At 63.0% G+C, this 17,424-nt stretch carries 20 protein-coding genes and 1 riboswitch; of the genes, 8 read left to right on the plus strand and 12 right to left on the minus strand.

The genetic code is table 11. The features are described from left to right. Positions 1-3: 3 nt before the first annotated feature. Both MIC97_RS10275 and rpmB read right to left on the minus strand, forming a co-directional pair. Positions 4-681 carry a queuosine precursor transporter gene (locus tag MIC97_RS10275; RefSeq protein ID WP_239799932.1) on the minus strand — a complete coding sequence of 226 codons (678 nt, stop codon included), beginning with the start codon at positions 679-681 and terminating at the stop codon, positions 4-6. Between the two features lie 69 nt (positions 682-750). Next, the gene (rpmB, locus tag MIC97_RS10280) at positions 751-1,047 is read right to left on the minus strand and encodes a 50S ribosomal protein L28 (RefSeq protein WP_183825376.1); all 297 of its coding nucleotides are present in this window, start codon (positions 1,045-1,047) and stop codon (positions 751-753) included. 259 nt (positions 1,048-1,306) lie between these two features. Here rpmB and MIC97_RS10285 point away from each other — a divergent pair, with 259 nt between their 5' ends. After that, positions 1,307-2,116, plus strand: coding sequence for a DUF3108 domain-containing protein (locus tag MIC97_RS10285; protein WP_239799933.1), 810 nt, complete (start codon positions 1,307-1,309; stop codon positions 2,114-2,116). A gap of 69 nt (positions 2,117-2,185) precedes the next feature. Further along, complete coding sequence (locus MIC97_RS10290) at positions 2,186-3,070, plus strand: EamA family transporter (RefSeq protein WP_239799934.1); 885 nt, start codon at positions 2,186-2,188, stop codon at positions 3,068-3,070. Between the two features lie 43 nt (positions 3,071-3,113). On the opposite strand, the gene gloB is transcribed toward MIC97_RS10290, so the two are convergent. Beyond that, the gene (gloB, locus tag MIC97_RS10295) at positions 3,114-3,881 is read right to left on the minus strand and encodes a hydroxyacylglutathione hydrolase (protein ID WP_239799935.1); all 768 of its coding nucleotides are present in this window, start codon (positions 3,879-3,881) and stop codon (positions 3,114-3,116) included. A gap of 228 nt (positions 3,882-4,109) precedes the next feature. Here gloB and MIC97_RS10300 point away from each other — a divergent pair, with 228 nt between their 5' ends. Next, positions 4,110-4,922, plus strand: a complete 813-nt coding sequence (locus MIC97_RS10300; RefSeq protein ID WP_345773546.1) for a class I SAM-dependent methyltransferase — start codon at positions 4,110-4,112, stop codon at positions 4,920-4,922. A gap of 25 nt (positions 4,923-4,947) precedes the next feature. Here MIC97_RS10300 and MIC97_RS10305 read toward each other — a convergent pair whose 3' ends face one another. Further along, positions 4,948-5,898: an aldo/keto reductase gene (locus MIC97_RS10305; protein WP_239799937.1), complete on the minus strand. Its 951-nt coding sequence runs from the start codon at positions 5,896-5,898 to the stop codon at positions 4,948-4,950. Between the two features lie 213 nt (positions 5,899-6,111). Between MIC97_RS10305 and MIC97_RS10310 the strand changes: the two genes are divergently transcribed. Then, positions 6,112-6,531 (plus strand): GNAT family N-acetyltransferase, encoded by a 420-nt coding sequence (locus MIC97_RS10310; RefSeq protein WP_239799938.1) that lies wholly within the window; start codon positions 6,112-6,114, stop codon positions 6,529-6,531. Positions 6,532-6,642: 111 nt separating this feature from the next. Here MIC97_RS10310 and MIC97_RS10315 read toward each other — a convergent pair whose 3' ends face one another. Then, entirely contained in the window at positions 6,643-7,170 is a 528-nt protein-coding gene (locus tag MIC97_RS10315; protein WP_239799939.1) for a gamma-glutamylcyclotransferase, read from the minus strand. A gap of 95 nt (positions 7,171-7,265) precedes the next feature. On the opposite strand from MIC97_RS10315, the gene MIC97_RS10320 reads away from it, so the two are divergent. Beyond that, the gene (locus MIC97_RS10320; RefSeq protein WP_183825397.1) at positions 7,266-8,261 is read left to right on the plus strand and encodes a DUF2125 domain-containing protein; all 996 of its coding nucleotides are present in this window, start codon (positions 7,266-7,268) and stop codon (positions 8,259-8,261) included. A gap of 209 nt (positions 8,262-8,470) precedes the next feature. Here the strand turns inward: MIC97_RS10320 and MIC97_RS10325 are convergent, their stop codons facing one another. Then, positions 8,471-9,406: a prephenate/arogenate dehydrogenase family protein gene (locus tag MIC97_RS10325; protein WP_239799940.1), complete on the minus strand. Its 936-nt coding sequence runs from the start codon at positions 9,404-9,406 to the stop codon at positions 8,471-8,473. A 4-nt stretch (positions 9,407-9,410) separates the two neighbouring features. After that, on the minus strand, positions 9,411-10,520 hold the full coding sequence (locus tag MIC97_RS10330; protein ID WP_239799941.1) for a histidinol-phosphate transaminase: 1,110 nt from the start codon (positions 10,518-10,520) through the stop codon (positions 9,411-9,413). A gap of 183 nt (positions 10,521-10,703) precedes the next feature. Beyond that, positions 10,704-10,782: riboswitch (SAM riboswitch) on the plus strand. Between the two features lie 53 nt (positions 10,783-10,835). On the opposite strand from MIC97_RS10330, the gene metA reads away from it, so the two are divergent. Beyond that, positions 10,836-11,756, plus strand: coding sequence for a homoserine O-succinyltransferase (metA, locus tag MIC97_RS10335; RefSeq protein ID WP_239799942.1), 921 nt, complete (start codon positions 10,836-10,838; stop codon positions 11,754-11,756). 184 nt (positions 11,757-11,940) lie between these two features. Then, entirely contained in the window at positions 11,941-13,122 is a 1,182-nt protein-coding gene (locus MIC97_RS10340) for an MFS transporter (protein WP_239799943.1), read from the plus strand. A 22-nt stretch (positions 13,123-13,144) separates the two neighbouring features. On the opposite strand, the gene MIC97_RS10345 is transcribed toward MIC97_RS10340, so the two are convergent. The 5 genes from MIC97_RS10345 to leuD all read right to left on the minus strand — a co-directional run bounded on the left by MIC97_RS10345 (position 13,145) and on the right by leuD (position 16,805). Continuing rightward, positions 13,145-13,303: a DUF3309 family protein gene (locus MIC97_RS10345; protein ID WP_183825410.1), complete on the minus strand. Its 159-nt coding sequence runs from the start codon at positions 13,301-13,303 to the stop codon at positions 13,145-13,147. Positions 13,304-13,489: 186 nt separating this feature from the next. Next, positions 13,490-14,593: a 3-isopropylmalate dehydrogenase gene (gene leuB, locus MIC97_RS10350; RefSeq protein ID WP_239799944.1), complete on the minus strand. Its 1,104-nt coding sequence runs from the start codon at positions 14,591-14,593 to the stop codon at positions 13,490-13,492. Between the two features lie 99 nt (positions 14,594-14,692). Beyond that, positions 14,693-15,043 carry a VOC family protein gene (locus tag MIC97_RS10355; RefSeq protein WP_239799945.1) on the minus strand — a complete coding sequence of 117 codons (351 nt, stop codon included), beginning with the start codon at positions 15,041-15,043 and terminating at the stop codon, positions 14,693-14,695. A gap of 2 nt (positions 15,044-15,045) precedes the next feature. Beyond that, the gene (locus MIC97_RS10360) at positions 15,046-15,888 is read right to left on the minus strand and encodes a hypothetical protein (protein ID WP_239799946.1); all 843 of its coding nucleotides are present in this window, start codon (positions 15,886-15,888) and stop codon (positions 15,046-15,048) included. A gap of 311 nt (positions 15,889-16,199) precedes the next feature. Beyond that, complete coding sequence (gene leuD / locus MIC97_RS10365) at positions 16,200-16,805, minus strand: 3-isopropylmalate dehydratase small subunit (RefSeq protein ID WP_239799947.1); 606 nt, start codon at positions 16,803-16,805, stop codon at positions 16,200-16,202. A 166-nt stretch (positions 16,806-16,971) separates the two neighbouring features. Here leuD and MIC97_RS10370 point away from each other — a divergent pair, with 166 nt between their 5' ends. Then, positions 16,972-17,415: a GNAT family N-acetyltransferase gene (locus MIC97_RS10370; RefSeq protein WP_239799948.1), complete on the plus strand. Its 444-nt coding sequence runs from the start codon at positions 16,972-16,974 to the stop codon at positions 17,413-17,415. Positions 17,416-17,424: the final 9 nt, after the last annotated feature.

Here is a 17,424-nt window from a genome sequence, read left to right on the forward strand (position 1 = left end):
GCTTCAGGCGGTTGCCGGACGGCTCCAGCGCAGCACCATCAGCCGGTAGGGGATGAGGGCGAACACGGCGATGGCGAGCTTCACCGTGAAGTCGCCCGCCGCCCATGACAGCCAGCGCACCACATCGGTGGAGAAGATGCCCATCAGCGGCGCCTGCTCCAGCGCGAAGGGCTCGTTCGGGCCGAGAAAGGCGAAAGCCGGCGCAAAGGCCACCGAGAAGAACACCAGCGTATCGAGCACCGAACCGGCCAGCGTGCCGAAGATCGGCGCGCGCCACCAGCTTTGCCGGCGCAGCCGGTTGAACACGGCGACATCGAGCAACTGGGCGGCCAGGAAGGCAGCACCCGAGGCGCAGGCAATCCGCACCAGCCTTCCGGCGGCGGCGTCGAATTCGATCAGGCCAAGCCTGTAGAGAAGCGGCGGGCTGACGATGGAGCACAGCACGGCGGCCATGAACCCCACGAACACGATGCGCCGGGCCACGGAAGGTCCGTAGCGGCGGTTGGCGAGATCGGTGACGAGGAAGGCGAAGGGATAGGTGAACGCGCCCCATGTGAGCACGTCGGCCAGCGAAAAATCGCCGATGGCAAGCTGCAGCGGGAACTGCACAAGCACGTTCGACGCCACGACGACGAGCGCCATGGCGGCCACGAACGGCAAATAGCGAAACAGGAAGTTCATTTTTTTAACCTGGGTGATGGAACCAGAGCAGCGCCGGCCATGCGGCGGCGCTGCGCAAAAAAATCAGGCTCAGGCGGCGGCCTGTTCAGCCGTCTTCTTGGCGATCTGCTTCTTCAGCAGGCGGGCGCGCTGCGACAGCTCGGCCTCGTCGGCCTTGGCCAGAAACGCATCGAGACCGCCGCGATGCTCGACCGAGCGCAGGGCGGCTGCGGAAACGCGCAGACGCACATTCTGGTTCAGCGCCTCGGAAATGAGCGTGACATTGACCAGATTGGGCAGAAAGCGGCGACGGGTCTTGTTGTTGGCGTGGCTGACATTATTGCCAGTCTGGACGCCTTTGCCGGTAAGTTCGCAAGCGCGGGACATGATGCACCCTTCAATTCTTGTTCCGGCCAAACCCATGTGCCCGCGCAATACGGCGCGCGGTCTCCAGCGGGCGGCCTAAAGGAAAGTCGGCGTTCCATAGTGTCATTTGGCCAAGGCGTCAAGCGCAAGCTCGCAAAACCCGGCAAAACGTCACGCGGCCGAAGCTTCACACAAAGGCCGGAATCCGCCCTATATACAACCTCGAAGGGACATGATGCCACTTTTTTGTTGGCGCACCAGCATCAGGAACGATCCGACCATGCCTTTTCCGCTTGCGATCCGGCTTGCCGCACCTGCCCTTGTCCTGTCGGCTTCCGGCCTGTTTACGGCCGCATCTCCGGCCCCGGCTGCCTCACCGCAAACCTTCCATGGCGATTATACGATCTCCTATCTCGGCCTGCCGGTGGCCCGCGCCTCTTTCCAGAGCCGTTATGACGGCAATGACTACAGCATCGACGGCAGCGTCACGAGCGCCGGGCTTGCCCGCATCTTCGACGACACGAAGGGCACGTTGCGCGCCGTGGGACAGTTTAGCGGTGACAGCCCCGCTCCAAGCTCTTTCCGGGCCGACTACGTCTCTGCAAAAAAGCCGTCTCTGGTCGATATCCGGTTCGCCAATGGAACTGTCGCCTCGACGCAGGTGAAGCCTGCGCCAAAAAAGCGCGGCAGCGACTGGATCGGCCTCGATGCAACCCATCTGCGCCGGGCCGTGGACCCGATCGCCGCAACACTGGTGCGCGCCGACAGCCCCGACAAGGTGTGCGGGCGCACGGTGAAGATGTATGACGGCGAATTGCGGGCCGACCTCCGGCTCAGCTTCGCATCCAGCGGCGCAACCTCGGTCAAGGGCTACAAGGGCCCCACCGTGACCTGCCGCATGAATTTCCAGCCGGTTGCCGGGTATCGCAGGGGCAAGAAGGCGCTGGACTATCTGAAAAACCGCAGCCGCATCATGGTTACGTTTGCCCCGGTTGGCGAGACGGGTGTATATGCCCCCATCTATGCGACGGTAGGAACCCAGATCGGCACCATAACCGTCAGCGCGCACCGCTTCGAAGCCGCCAGATAGCGGACCGCGGTGGTTCTGCCTGTTCCACATCGGACCGTGGCAGGCGGGCGCAACGGGAAGGGGAGGCGAATGGGACGCGCGACACTGATCGGCTTTTCAGCGGTTGCCATGTGGGCGCTGCTGGCGCTTCTGACGGATGCCTCCGGCGCAGTGCCGCCGTTCCTGTTGTCGGCCATCACCTTCGCCATCGGCACCTGCGTCGGCCTTGTCGCCCGCATCTTCATGCCACCGCCGCAACAGAAGGTCCGCATCCCGCCGCTCGTGTGGGTGATCGGCATCGCCGGCCTGTTCGGCTACCACTTCTTCTACTTCACCGCGCTGCGCAACGCGCCGGCGGTGGAGGCAAGCCTCATCGCCTATCTGTGGCCGCTGCTGATCGTCGTCGGCTCGGCGCTGATGCCGGGCGAACGCCTCGCCTGGAACCACGTCGCCGGCGCTCTGCTCGGCCTTGCCGGCACGTTCCTGATCGTCACCCGCGGCGGTGGGCTGTCCTTCGATGCGAACTACGCCTTCGGCTACGCCATGGCCGGCGTCTGCGCGCTGGTATGGTCGGCCTATTCGCTGCTGTCGCGGCGCTTTCCGGAGGTGCCGACCACGATCGTCACATGGTTCTGCGCGGCGACGTCCGTGCTGTCGCTTGCCTGCCACCTGATGCTTGAGGAAACGGTTCTGCCTGCCAATGCCGGCCAGTGGCTGGCCGTGCTCGGCCTCGGGCTGATGCCGGTGGGTGCGGCCTTCTATGCATGGGACGTCGGCGTGAAGCGCGGCAACATTCAGGTGCTGGGCGCCGCCAGCTATGCCGCGCCGCTGCTGTCGACGCTGGTGCTGATCGTCACCGGCTTCGCGGAACCCAGCTGGCGCATCCTTGCCGCCTGCGTTCTGATCACCGGCGGGGCGGTGCTGGCCGCCAAATCGCTGCTGTTCAGCAGAAGAAAGGTCCCTGCCCGCGCCTGAGGCGTATCGCCATCCGCCCCTTCTCCCTTTCGGACGATCTGGATCAGGCGTTGTCCTTGCGGCGGCGGATTTCCGCGAACACCTCGACATTGCCGGCATCCTCCATGCCGAGATGCCTGCGGATCGCCGGATCGGCCCAGCGCAGGAACGGATTGGTGGCAAGCTCGGTGCCAATGGTGGTCGGCAGCGTGGCTTTGCCATCAGCACGCAGCGCCTCGATTTCCTTCACCCGCTTTTGCAGAGCGGCGTTATCGGGATCGATGGTCAGCGCAAAACGGGCATTGGCGAGCGTATATTCGTGACCGCAATGAACCTGCGTGTCGGCGGGCAGCGCCGCCAGCTTGTTCAGCGATTCGAACATCACCGGCGGCGGGCACTCGAACAGGCGCCCGCAGCCGAGCGCGAACAGCGTGTCGGCGGTGAATGCGATCTTCTCTCGTGGCAGATGGTAGCTGACGTGGCCGGCGGTGTGGCCGGGCGTGGAGATCACCTCGATGGTCGAGTTGCCGAACGGGATCTGCGATCCCTGCCCGACGGTCTCGTCGATGCCGGGAATTTTCGCCTTCTCCGCGTCCGGCCCCACGATGCGCAGCCCGAAGCGCTCCTTCAGCGCCAGATTGGCCTCGACATGGTCGCCATGGTGATGGGTGATCAGGAGAAGCGAGGGCACCCAGCCGGCGCGCTCGATGGCGGCGAGGATCGGCGCTTCCTCCGGCGCATCGACCAGCGCAACCGTGCCTGTTTCCGTATCGCGCATCAGCACGCCGAAATTATCATGACGGCACATGAACTGTTCGACTGCGATGGCCATGCAAAATCTCCTCTGAGCCCCAGAGATAGGAGTTACACCCGCGCCTGTCACCCCTTCGACCCGGAGCATCGGACCGAAAAGCGGAATCCGGTTTTCGGTCCGATGCTCTGTCAAAAATTCAGATCGCCTTGTGTCCGAGTGGACGCAAGGCGATCTGGCAGAGGCTTCGTTGAACTCAGCCCCGGCAAGGGCTACCTTTTGGACCTGACCTCGCGAAACAGGCTTTTCATGCATTCCGACATCGTCGACCTGCGCTCGTTCTACGCCTCGCCGCTCGGCCGCCTTACTGAGCGCTCGATCTCCATGGCGCTGTCGTCGATCTGGGCGCCGGTGCCGAACGAGCGGCTGGTGGGTCTCGGCTATGCGCTGCCATGGCTGGAACGCTTCGGCGCCGATGCCGAGCGTGTCTTTGCCTTCATGCCGGCCACGCAAGGAGCCGTGGTGTGGCCAGCACAGGGCAAGGCCGCCACGGCGCTGGTGTTCGAGGAAGAGCTGCCGCTGATGGAGTCCTCGGTGGACCGCATGCTTTTGGTACACTCGCTGGAGCATGTCGAAAACCCGCGCGAAACGCTTAACGAGATCTGGCGGGTGCTGTCGCCGGCCGGCCGGGTCGTCATCGTGGTGCCGAACCGGCGCGGCGTGTGGGCGCGCTTCGAGCACACCCCCTTCGGCACCGGCCGGCCCTATTCGCGAAGCCAGCTTGGCGAATTGCTGCGGGAAGCCAACTTCACCCCGGCCGCCTGGTCGGATGCGCTGTTTTTTCCGCCCTCGCGACGCAAATTCGTGATGCAGCTCAACAGCGTGCTGGAGCGCAGCGGACGCAGATTGTGGCCGATCTTTTCAGGTGTCATCGCCGTGGAAGCGCAAAAACGCCTCTATCAGGGCATTCCGGTCGCCCAGCGCGCCTCGCGGCGCGTGTTCGTGCCGGTGCTGTCGCCACAGGGCGCGCCGAGCCTCGGCATGCGCTTTGCCGGATCATCCCGTTTCGGCGACGCCGAAACGGGCATTGTCAGACCGGACGGCGGCAGCGCGGCCACCTGAGGCCGCTTTCTGCCGCCACACTTTTTCAGGGTGCGCTCGCCGTATCCAGCCTTTTCATATCAGCGACGGAAAGGTGCAGGGATGCGGCACCTGTCAGGCTGTCGAGCTGATCCAGCGACGTGGCCGAAGCGATCGGCGCGGTGATTCCGGGCCGGGCCATGATCCAGGCCAGCGCCACCTGCGCCTGAGTGACGCCGTGAGCTGCCGACACCTCGTCAAGGGCTGCGAGGATGCGCATGCCGCGCTCGTTCAGATACGAGGCGGCGCTGCTGCCGCGCGTGCTTTTGCCGAGATCGGCCTTGCTGCGGTATTTTCCCGACAGGAAGCCCTTGGCCAGCCCGTAGTAGCTGATGACGCCGATGCCCCTTGCCATGCACAGGTCGCGCAGCGGACCGTCGAATTCGCTGCGGTCATAGAGATTGTAGGCCGGCTGCAGCGCCTCATATCTGGGAAGACCGTGATGGTCGGCGGCATCGAGGGCGGCCTTGAGCTGGCCGGCGTCGAGGTTGGATGCGCCGATATGGCGGACCTTTCCCTTCTCGATCAGCCGCTTGTAGGCCCCCAGCGTCTCGGCGTGCGGCACCGTCGGGTCGGGCCAGTGCGACAGATAGAGGTCGATGACGTCGGTCTGCAGGCGCTTCAGGGAAGCCTCCACCGCCTTCTCGATATGCAGCGGCGACAGGTCCACCCGGCCCTGCCCGATATCGGAGCCGACCTTGGTGATGAGCACCACCTTGTCGCGGCTGCCGCGGGCTTTCAGCCAGTTGCCGATGATGGTTTCGGATTCGCCGCCCGAGTTGCCGGGAACCCAACGGGAATAGACATCGGCCGTGTCGATGGCGTTGAAGCCCGCATCGACGAAACGGTCGAGCAGGTCGAAGGAGGTTTTTTCGTCGGCCGTCCAGCCGAAGACGTTGCCGCCGAAAACCAGCGGGGCAATTTCAAGACCGGTGCGGCCCAGTGTTCTCTTCTGCAAGTCGGTCTCCCTTCAGGAATCGCCCGCAGCATAAGCCGGCGCCGCGCCGAAGATAGGGCAGGCATGCAAATTGCCAATGACTATGGGTTCCATATTCGTCCTTGTAGGCATCATGACCCCGTCGCTGCAAAAACCGGGCTTACAAACTGTTGCAGGTTCTGGGATTTATACGTCGGGGCAGCCAGCGGAAATTGAACCTTAGCAGGACGGACCATGTGCATACGGCAGGCCAGTATCGATGACCATGAAGCCCTTTGCGCCGTCGATTCCGTGGCCGGAGCAAGCGTGGAGCGACGCAACCAGATCCGCAACTGGCTTGAATCGGCGTGCTGTTGTGTTGCCGAGGCAGATGGCCGGGTGGCGGGGTATGGCGTGCTGACGCACCATTTCTACGGCCAGCCGTTCATCGAGATGGTGATGGTGGCCCCGGAGTTTCGTCGTCAGGGGCTGGGCGAGGCGATCATCAGACACTTCCGGTCGACACTCACCCAACCGAAATTGTTCAGCTCCACGAACATGTCCAACAAACCCATGCAGGAATTGTTTGCCAAGCTTGGGTTCCGGTGGAGCGGCTACATCGAAAACCTTGATGAAGGCGATCCGGAGATCATTTTCTACCGCCCTGCCGTTTAGGGGCTGGTTTCCCATTCACTCTGCTGAGAAATTTTCGGGTTTCGCAACAGCAAACGGATGCGCTGATTTTCCGGAAAACGCCTTCGGAGAAGCAGCGGCCAGCCGGGGCTGTTACTGTGCCTGCAGCCCGATGCGCCGCTCCACATCTTCCAGCCAGTGATCGCGAATGCCGAGCGCCTGCAGATGGCGCACCGTATTCGCCACATAATCCTCGTTCGGGCCCGACTGGCCGGCAGCCCCGCGCACCATGGCAGCGGCGGCCGTCTCGTTCAGCGCGCCCGCATACTGGCTGTGGCTGCGATCCGCCACATAGGCGATCGCGGCGGCACGCTCGCCATTGTCGAGCCGCACCGGAAGGCTGCGCTCAATGTAGACGTTATTGACCTGCTCGCGCTCGCGCAGATAGGCGATCACGGCCTCGCGCGATGCCGCCTCCACCCTGAAGGCCATGCCCACGCACGAACCGCCCCTGTCGAGCCCCAGAACGAGGCCCGGCCGTTCGGGCGTACCACGATGGACGAAGGAGTAGATGCACAGCGCCCGGCGATAGCCATAGAGGTGTGCCCTGCGCGCCTCTGCATAATCGAAGCCGGGCTTCCAGATCAGAGAGCCATAGCCAAAAACCCAAAAATCGCCCATATCGCAAGACCAGAGTCGGGCACGGCAAAAAATCGCGCCGGGCAGCATGGTGAAGGTCCATTCCCTCACACCAACGGGTTAACGAGAGCGGCAGCATGACGTCAAGACATCAGGCGCAACCACGAAAGCGACGCGGTCTTTTATGGCTGTTTCTTTTCCTCGCCGTGCTGTTCGGGCTCTATAGCGCCGGCTGGTTCTATGCAGCCGACCGCATCAGGGATGAGAGCCGGCAGGCCATCGCCGATCTTTCAAGGAAGGGTATCCGCTCCGATTGCGCAAGACTTCGGGTCGAAGGCTATCCGCTGCGTCTGGCCGTCCTGTGCAATGGCATCGCCTATCAGGACGACGCCAAAGGCATTGCCGCGACCACCGGTGCCCTGGAGGCCAGCACCAGCATCTTTCGACCCTTGGTGGCCGATGTGAACCTGCGCGGTCCGGTGAGGACACTGGCGCCGGGACTGGCGCCGCTGTGGCTCGACTGGGACAGCCTCGATGTCAGCACCAAGCTGTTCTGGCCCCTGCCCCGGCAGGTGACGCTGACCGCGAACGGCGTTTCGGGCCAGACCGACCCGGAGGACGACGAGCCCACACAGCTTTTCAATCTGAGCGACATCGCACTCGACTTCTGGCCCGAAGGCGAAGACATCCTCTATCGCGGCAGCTTTGCCGAGCTTGACATCACCGCCGACGCGCTTCAGGGCCGCAACGTGCCATCGCTCGACGGTTTTGGCGAAGCCCGGCTGAAGAACGGCGTCGCGGTCGTGCAGTCGAAGCCGAAAAGCCTGCGCGGGCAGGCGCTCGACATCACCAATCTGGAACTGTCCTCCGGCGAAGCCCGCATTTCCGTATCCGGGCCTGTCTCCGTCGATGAAGCGGGGCTGGTGGACGCGGACCTGATGATCCGCCTGACCAATCCGCAGGCCGTGGCCGAGGTTCTGGCGACTGCCGTTCCCGAAGAGGCGAAGAAGATAAGGCAGGGCTTCGGTGCACTCGCCATGATGGGCAAACAGCCGGCGATGCCGCTGAAGATCGTCAAGGGCAATGCCATGATGGGCTTCATCCCGCTCGGCGCCATCAAGCCGCTTCCCTGACGCCTGCCCGAACCTGACCCCCGCCCGAAGCGCAGAACAGCAAAGCGGCCGGAACCCGAGGGTCCGGCCGCTTTTTCTTGTCTGGTTTTTCCGCTGCGCGGCCGCTTAAAGCGCGTCGCGATCTTTCAGATTCGCGCCTTACGCTTTAAGTTCCTGTTCTTACGCATGTCGTTATCCCGAAACCGGTTCCCACTTTCGGGCGACATGCGTCAAGGCTTGGCGGGCTGCTCCGCGACCTGACGGCCGAAGTTCGGGGCGTCGATATCCTGCCCCGCCTCGATGATCGAGCGGCGGATGGCGCGGGTGCGGGTGAACAGGTCGAACAGCTTCTCCCCGTCGCCCCAGCGGATCGCCCTTTGCAGCGAGGCGAGATCTTCCGAAAACCGCGCCAGCATTTCGAGGATGGCGTCCTTGTTGTGCAGGCACACGTCCCGCCACATGGTCGGATCAGAGGCCGCCAGACGGGTAAAGTCACGGAAACCGGAAGCCGAATATTTGATCACTTCCTGCTTCGTCACCGTCTGCAGATCATCGGCAGTGCCGACAATGTTGTAGGCGATGATATGCGGCAGGTGCGAGACGATGGCCAGCGTGCGGTCATGATGGTCGGCGTCCATCGTGTCGATGTTGGCCCCGCAGCGCCGCCAGAACTCCGACAGCCTCTCCAGCGCCTCCGGATCGGTTCCCGGCAGCGGGGTGAAAATGCACCAGCGATTGCGAAACAGGTCGGCAAAGCCGGAGTCCGGGCCGGAATCCTCGGTTCCCGCCAGCGGGTGGCCGGGGATGAAGTGGACACCTGCCGGCACATGCGGCTGCATCTGGGCAATCACGGAGAGCTTGGTCGAGCCGACATCGGTGAGGATGGCGCCGGGCTTCAGCGCTGGCGCGATCTGCTTCGCCACGGCTTCCGAAGCGCCCACCGGCACGGAAACGATGACCAGATCGGCATCGCGCACGGCTTCTGCCGCATCGGTGGTGTAGCTGTCGCCGAGGCCGAGCTGTTCGGCGCGCTTCAGCGTCTCGGGACTGCGGGTGGAAATGGCCACATGGCCGGCGAGATGGTTCTGCCTGATCGCGCGGGCCAGCGACGAGCCTATGAGGCCGATGCCGACGAGGGCGACCTTCTCAAACATGGGTTCGGACATTTTCTCAACTTTTCAGGAATTCGGTCAGTGCGGCGACGACGCCGCGATTGGCTTCTTCGGTTCCGACTGTCATCCGCAGCGCGTTGGGAAAACCGTAGCCTGCAACGCGCCGCAGGATATACCCTCGCGCGGTCAGATACTCGTCGGCGGCCGAAGCCGAATGCCTGCCGTTCTTCGGAAAATGGAAGAGAACGAAGTTGGTGACGCTGGGCGTTACCCTGAGCCCGAGCGCCGTCAGCTCGCTGGTCAGCCAGGGCAGCCAGGTTTCATTGTGAGCAATGGACGTGTCGACATGAGCGCGGTCGCGCACCGCAGCCGTACCGGCCGCGATCGCCGTGGCGGTCACGTTGAAGGCATCGCGAATGCGCTCGACGGCCTCGATGATGTGCGTGGGCGCATACATCCAGCCGATGCGCGCGCCGCCGAGGCCGTAAGCCTTGGAGAAGGTGCGGGTCATGACCACGTTCTCCGCACCCGCCACCAGCTCGACGCCCGCCTCGTAATCGTTGCGGCGCACATATTCGGCATAGGCCGCATCGAGGATCAGCATGACATTCTTCGGCAGGCCGGCATGCAGGCGCCGCACCTCCTCGAAGGGAATGTAGGTGCCGGTCGGATTGGCCGGATTGGCGAGGAACACCATGCGCGTGTTCTCGGTGATGCCGGCAAGGATGGCATCGACATCGACGCGCTCGTTGGTTTCAGGCGCGATGATCGGCGTTGCTCCCGCCGCCATGATGGCGATGCGGTAGGCGAGGAAGCCATATTGCGGATAGATCGCCTCGTCGCCCGGAGCCAGATAGACACGCGACAACAGCGCCAGCGCCTCATCGGAGCCGTTGAAGCACATAATGTTGGCCATGTTCAGGCCATGCGCCTCGGCGATCGCCTCACGCAGCCGCGTTGACGAACCGTCGGGGTAGAATTCCAGCCGGCCTGCCACTTCACGCGCGGCTTCGATCGCCTTTGGCGAGGCACCCAGCGGGTTCTCATTGGCGGAAAGCTTGTGCAGCTTCACACCGGCAGGAGCAGCGCTTTTACCCGGCACATAAGCCTCGATGTCCAGAATACCGGCGCGGGGCTGGGGACGAGCGTTTTCTTGTGCCGTGGTCATGATCAGAATCCGTTGAACGCCGGAACATCCGGCAAGATGCTCGGAAATAACCGCCATGAAGAGCAATGTCGAGGGTGAAGGCTTGGCACAGGGCATCTCTGGCTTCGTACATCTCTGGCCCCTTACACCCTGTGACCCCGTGCACCTTGGCATTGACGCAGGCACAAGCCGGCCATAGATAGAAAACCGTTCCGTGGTGATTTGGCCGGTCGGCTTGCAGCCACGTTAAAGAAGTCGCTAAAAAGGCCGAGGCTGACGAGCACGTCGGGACCGGCCGCGATTTCGCCGCCGGTCTTTTTGTTTGGAGCTTGTGCAATGCCGATCAAGATTCCCGATCAGCTACCTGCCCGCGAAGTCCTCGTGCGCGAGGGTGTATCCATCATGGACGAACGCACCGCGATGCGTCAGGACATTCGCCCGCTCCAGATCGGCCTGCTCAACCTGATGCCGAACAAGATCCGTACCGAAACGCAGTTCGCGCGCCTGATGGGCGCCACGCCCCTTCAGGTGGAACTGACGCTGGTGCGCGTCGGCAATCACAAGGCCAAGAACACGTCGGAAGAACATCTGATCTCCTTTTACCAGACATGGGACGAAGTGCGGGACCGGAAGTTCGACGGCTTCATCATCACCGGCGCGCCGATCGAGCTCCTGCCCTTCGAGGAGGTCAACTACTGGAAGGAGCTGGAGCAGATACTCAACTGGACGACCACCAACGTCCATTCGTCCTTCTTCATCTGCTGGGGCGCCATGGCCGCCGCCTGGCACTTCCACCGCATCCCGAAATACACGCTGGAGAAGAAGGCCTTCGGCGTCTACCGGCACCGCAACAACGCGCCGACCTCGCCCTATCTCGCCGGGTTTTCGGACGACTTCGCAGTGCCCGTGTCGCGCTGGACGGAAGTGCGCAGCGCCGACATTGCGCCATCCAGCGGGCTCGATCTGCTGATGGAATCGGACGTGACGGGCCCCTGCCTGCTGTCGGAGCAGAAGGGCAACCGGCTCTATATGTTCAACCACATCGAATATGATTCGACGTCGTTGAAGGAGGAGTATGACCGCGATGTCGCCGCCGGCACGGCAATCGAGGTGCCGCACAATTATTATCCGGACAACGATCCGGCACGGCCGCCGCTCAACCGCTGGCGCTCCCATGCCCATCTGCTGTTCGGAAACTGGCTGAATCAGGTCTACCAGTCGACCTCCTTCGACCTCGACAAGATTGGCACGAACTGAGGCCTGCTTGAGCGGGAGCGACGGGTTCGCAGGGAAGGCATGGAATTCTGCCTCCCTGCCCGCTCATCCGCATTGAGCGCGCACATTGGTTGCGTACTGGCCCAAAACTCGTTCAAGGTTGCGATTGGACGCGCAATATAAAACGATTTAAAAGGCGCTGACCACATCGTTGCAGGCAGCTACAATGACTGATCAGGGCCACAAGGACATCGCCGTGCGCGGCCGCTGGGCGGTTGCCGCCATGTTCTTCGTCAACGGCTTCATCACCGGAAGCTGGGCTCCGCAGATCCCTACGCTGCTCGTGCGCCTGGAGATCAGCAAGTTCACCCTCGGCCTGCTGATCCTGCTGTTCGGCGCGGGTGCCGTGGTTGCCATGTCATGGTGCGGCCATTTCATTGCCAGGTACGGATCCGGCGTCACCCTCAGGCGCATTTCAGTGGCGGCGAGCTTCGGCCTGCTTCTGGTCGCGATGGCGCCGGACGTAACCCTTGCCGCCGTCGCCATGGTGATCTTTGGCGGCCTGATCGGGGCGATGGACGTGGCCATGAACACCAATGCCGTGGTGGTCGAGCGCCGGCTCGGCCGCGCCATCATGTCGTCTTCGCATGGTTTCTGGAGCCTTGGCGGCTTCGTGGGCGGTGGCCTTGGCGGCATGGGTATCCAGACCTTCGGCCATCTCGCCCATGCGGTCATCATCACGATGGTGGCGCTTGCAGGCGTTTCGCTGGCCATGCGTCACGTCGTTACCGAAAACAGGCCGGCAGCCGCGCAGGAGCGCCCACGCTTTTCCCTGCCGCGCAACCCCCTCATCTATCTGATCGGCGTGATGGCGCTGTTTTCCATGACCCCGGAGGGCGCCGTGCTCGACTGGGCAGCCATTTATCTTCAGCAGGAGCTTGGCGCCGACCTTGCCACGGCCAGCCTCGCATTTGCCGCCTTTTCCGGGGTCATGGCCTGCATGCGCTTTGCCGGCGACACGGTTCGCAATCGTTTCGGCGCGGTGACCACGCTGCGCGCCTGCGCGCTGCTGGCCTGCGCCGGTATGCTGGGTGCCGGGCTCTCGCCCCTGCCCTGGATAGCCATCGCCTGCTTCGCCCTGTGCGGTGTGGGCATCGCCAACATGGTGCCGATCGCCTTTTCCGCCGCCGGCAACCAGCAGGGAATTCCCTCCGGCATCGGCATGAGCGTTGTCACCACCATGGGCTATTGCGGCATTCTGGTCGCGCCCTCCGCCATCGGCTTCATCGCCGAGCATATCGGCTTCGGTCCGGTTTTTATCGGACTGTCGGGCTTGCTGTTCATCGTCTTCCTGATGTCGGGACTGGCCCACCGTGCCGACTACACAGCCGACCATCCCGGCGAATAAACGGGACCGGCGCTGGGCCGGGTCAGACCCGGCCCAGCAGCACCAGTATCAGCAGGATGACGAGCACGACGCCGACAATGCCCGACGGGCCATAACCCCAGTTGCGCGAATGAGGCCAGCTGGGAATGGCGCCGATCAGGATCAGCACCAGAACGATGATGAGAAGGGTCGTAAGAGGCATGGTCGAACTCTCCCGCCTTGTGATTGTCTCATTTCACAATGCGCGAGCCGCCGCCGTGTTCCCTTGTTTCCGAAACGACGGGCCCTGCAACAAAAACCCCTCGATCCGGGCTGGTGCCGCGAACCGAGGGGTTGCAATTCCCTGAAGGCCGTTCTCACGCAGCCTTTTTGCCCTGAACGACCGATATCAGCCGGCGCGATACTGCGCGACGATGGCATCGCCCATTTCGGCGGTGCTGACCTTCTTCATGCCTTCCGACATGATGTCGCCGGTGCGATAGCCTGCGTCCAGAACCGCCGAGATCGCCTTCTCCAGACGGTCGGCTTCCGCGACCATGTTGAAGGAATAGCGCAGGCACATGGCGAAGGAGGCGATCATGGCGATCGGATTGGCGATGCCCTTTCCGGCAATGTCGGGCGCCGAACCATGCACCGGCTCGTAGAGCGCCTTGCGCTTGCCGGTCTTCGCGTCCGGCGCGCCGAGCGAGGCGGAGGGCAGCATGCCGAGCGAGCCGGTCAGCATTGCGGCCACGTCGGAGAGCATGTCGCCGAACAGGTTGTCGGTGACGATGACGTCGAACTGCTTCGGCCAGCGCACGAGCTGCATGCCGCCGGCGTCGGCCAGCATGTGGTCGAGCTTCACATCCCTGAACTTCGCCTTGTGCGTGGCGGTGACGACCTCGTTCCACAGCACGCCAGACTTCATGACGTTGCGCTTTTCCATGGAGGTGACGTGATTGTTGCGGGTGCGGGCCAGCTCGAAGGCGACCCCTGCGATCCGCTCGATCTCGAAGGTGTCGTAGATCTGCGTATCGATGCCGCGCTTCTGGCCGTTGCCGAGATCGATGATCTGCTTGGGCTCACCAAAATAGACGCCGCCGGTCAGCTCGCGCACGATGAGGATGTCGAGGCCTTCGACCACATCCTGCTTGAGCGAGGAGGACGCGGCCAGCGCCGGATAGCAGATGGCCGGGCGCAGATTGGCGAACAGCTCGAGATCCTTGCGCAGGCGCAGCAGGCCGGCCTCGGGGCGCACCTCGTAAGGCACGTCATCCCACTTCGGACCGCCGACCGCGCCGAACAGAACGGCGTCCGCCGCCAGCGCCTTTTCCATGTCGGCCTCGGAAATCGCCTGTCCGTGCGCGTCGTAGGCCGAGCCGCCAACCAGACCTTCCTCGGTCTCGAAAGCGGCGCCGTTCTCGTTCATGACGGCGATGAGTTTCTTCACCTCCGTCATCGCCTCGGGACCGATGCCGTCACCTGGGAGGAGGAAGAGTTTTTTCGAAGCCATGCGTATTTCCCCGGGGAATTTTTGAACCGCAGCTTTGCTAGCCGCGCCGGCGCGCTTGCGCAAGACGAAAGCGGCGAGACAAGGCGCCCGGAATGCCCGTTACAGGTGCGAGAGAATGTTGACCAGCCTGCCGAAGGGGTCGCGCACGTAGAAACGGCGCACGCCCCACGGCTCATCGGCGGGACCGTATTCGATCGCAAATCCCGCTGCCTTCATGCCGGCGAGCGCCGCTCCGACGTCATCCACCTCGATGGAGAGATCGGGCACCGGCGTGCCGGAGCCGCCCTCCGCGGCAAAGGAAATCTGCACCGGCATCTGTTCGGTCGAACCCCATGTGGCGATCCAGCCATGATCCATGAGAAGGTCGAGACCGAGCACATCGCCATAAAAGCGCTTCGCCGCCGCAAGGTCTGCGGCGGCAATGTTGGCGATGATGCGCCTGACCTTCATGGCTATTCGCTCTTTGCCAGCGCCTTTTCCATGGCCTGGCGCAGCTCGGCCGGCCACGTCCCGGCTTCAGGCCATGTTTCCGGAGACTTGCCATCGGTCTGGCGAGCCAGATAGAGCTTCTGGCTGGCAGCATCGACAGCCATGAAACCATCGTAGGTGCCACAGGCATGCGGAATGCAGCCATCGCCGTAGATCAGGCCCGAGGCGGTCTTTTCCGGCTCGGCGCTGACCATAAGGCTGGTTGCAACTTCTTCGAGCCTGTCGCCCAGAAGCTCCTTTGCCTGCGCATAGACGGCCTCGTTCTGGAATGCCTCGAGCATGCTGCCGAGTCTTTCCGGATTGAAATCTTTCCACGTCGTTCCGGCTTCGGGCGCATAGACGAGTTCGCCTGCGGTCGTAAAACCATCCTGCGGGGTCCAGCGCTTGACCACGCCGGAAGTGCCCGGCATCAGCCATGGAACGAAATAGATCCAGTCACTGGCGACTGCCGTCACCGGCGCGCCGCAATCTTCTTCGCCGATGCTGGCGCGCTGGATGGCGTCGTTGTCGCCCTTCCACACCAGAACCTTGGCCGGGCCACAGGCATTGCCGCCGTCGCCGACATCGAACAGCGCGACCTCGGTGTCTCCAAGCCTGGCGATCTGGTCGAAATAGATCACATAGGCGCTGGCCAGCTCCTTGTCGCCGAAGGACAGGGTCTTTTCGCCATACTCTTCCTTCTGGGTGATGGTGAGAGCGCCGCCTGCGAAGGCAATGGATTGCGGCTTCTCCGTCTCGGCGAATGCACTTGCGCAAAGGCCAAGACCGAGGAGAGCCGCGAGCGACGGACGGAATATCAGTTTCATGATTGCGAAACTCCGGTTGCGCACTGGACGCTGCCTGATCGGAACAACCGAATCGGGGTGGCAGGAGCATGCAAAACTAGAGCATTTTGCAGTCAAGTGGAATCACTTGACGTCGCATAAATGCGGCTAAAACAAATAGATAGAGCGACAGCCCGGATTTATCCGGGCATCCGTCGCTCTAGGAAGCTGGCGCCGCAGTGTCCACATCACCGGGCGGCGAATTTCAATCCCCTGACAAAAACGGGATGCGAACCTTGCGGCGCGCATCCCGTTGACTGGCCGGATTGGCCCAGACTGTCAGGCCCAGCCTGTCAGGCCCAGGGGCGTGTTTCGGCGTTCTTCTGCTCGAAGGTGCTGATGGAGCTTGCCTTCTCCATCGTTAGGCCGATGTCGTCGAGGCCATTGAGCATGCAATGACGCCGGAAATCGTCAAGATCGAAGGTGATCACGCCACCGTCCGGCCCGCGGATTTCCTTGGTTTCGAGATCGATCGACAACGTGGCATTGGCGCCGCGCGAGGCGTCGTCCATCAGCTTGTCGAGATCTTCCTGGCTGACCGTGATCGGCAGAACGCCGTTCTTGAAGCAGTTGTTGTAGAAAATATCGGCGAACGAGGTCGAGATGACGCAGCGGATGCCGAAGTCGAGCAGCGCCCACGGCGCATGCTCGCGGCTCGAACCACAGCCGAAATTGTCGCCGGCGACAAGGATCTGGGCGTTGCGGTAGGCCGGCTTGTTGAGCACGAAATCGGGGTTTTCCGAACCATCCTCATTGTAGCGCATCTCGGCGAACAGCCCCTTGCCGAGGCCGGTGCGCTTGATCGTCTTCAGATAATCCTTGGGGATGATCATGTCGGTGTCGACATTGACGATCGGCAGGGGCGCTGCAACGCCGGTGAGCTGAGTGAATTTGTCCATGGCTTGTGCCCGTAGTGTCGTTGCGGGAGTTGCTGGCCTTCGCTTTACACAAAGCCGGCGCATAAGGGAAGGCGCGGGCTCTCCATGGCGCAGGCGACAGCCCGCTCCTGCACCATGGCACGGACCCTCCCGCCCGTTTAGGCTGGCCCGGCAAAGGGAGAAGAGCATGACCGACATCACCATCAGGCCGCTGCAGCAGGGCGACCACGACGACTGGCGCCGGCTGTGGCGCGCCTATCTGGAATTCTACGAGACCGAGCTGCCGCAGGAGGTCTATGCGGCCACATGGGAGCGGCTGTTTTCGCCCGGCATATATGAGCCGAAAGGTTTTCTCGCGCTGGCAGATGGCAAGGCGGTGGGCCTGACCCACTACATGTATCACCGGTCGGGCTGGTCTCTGGCCGACAAATGCTATCTGCAGGACCTGTTCGTCGATCCGGCCGTGCGCGGCGGCGGGGTGGGTGCTGCGCTGATCGAAGCGGTGCGCAGGGCCGCCGAAGAAGCACAGGCAGGCGAGGTCTACTGGCTGACCCATGAGAGCAACGCCACGGCCCGCCGGCTCTATGACCGGGTGGCGACAAACACGGGTTTCCTCAAATACCGGCTGTAAGGGGCATGC

Origin of the sequence: Aquamicrobium sp. NLF2-7 (assembly GCF_022359935.1) — a bacterium.
Classification (GTDB): domain Bacteria; phylum Pseudomonadota; class Alphaproteobacteria; order Rhizobiales; family Rhizobiaceae; genus Mesorhizobium; species Mesorhizobium lusatiense.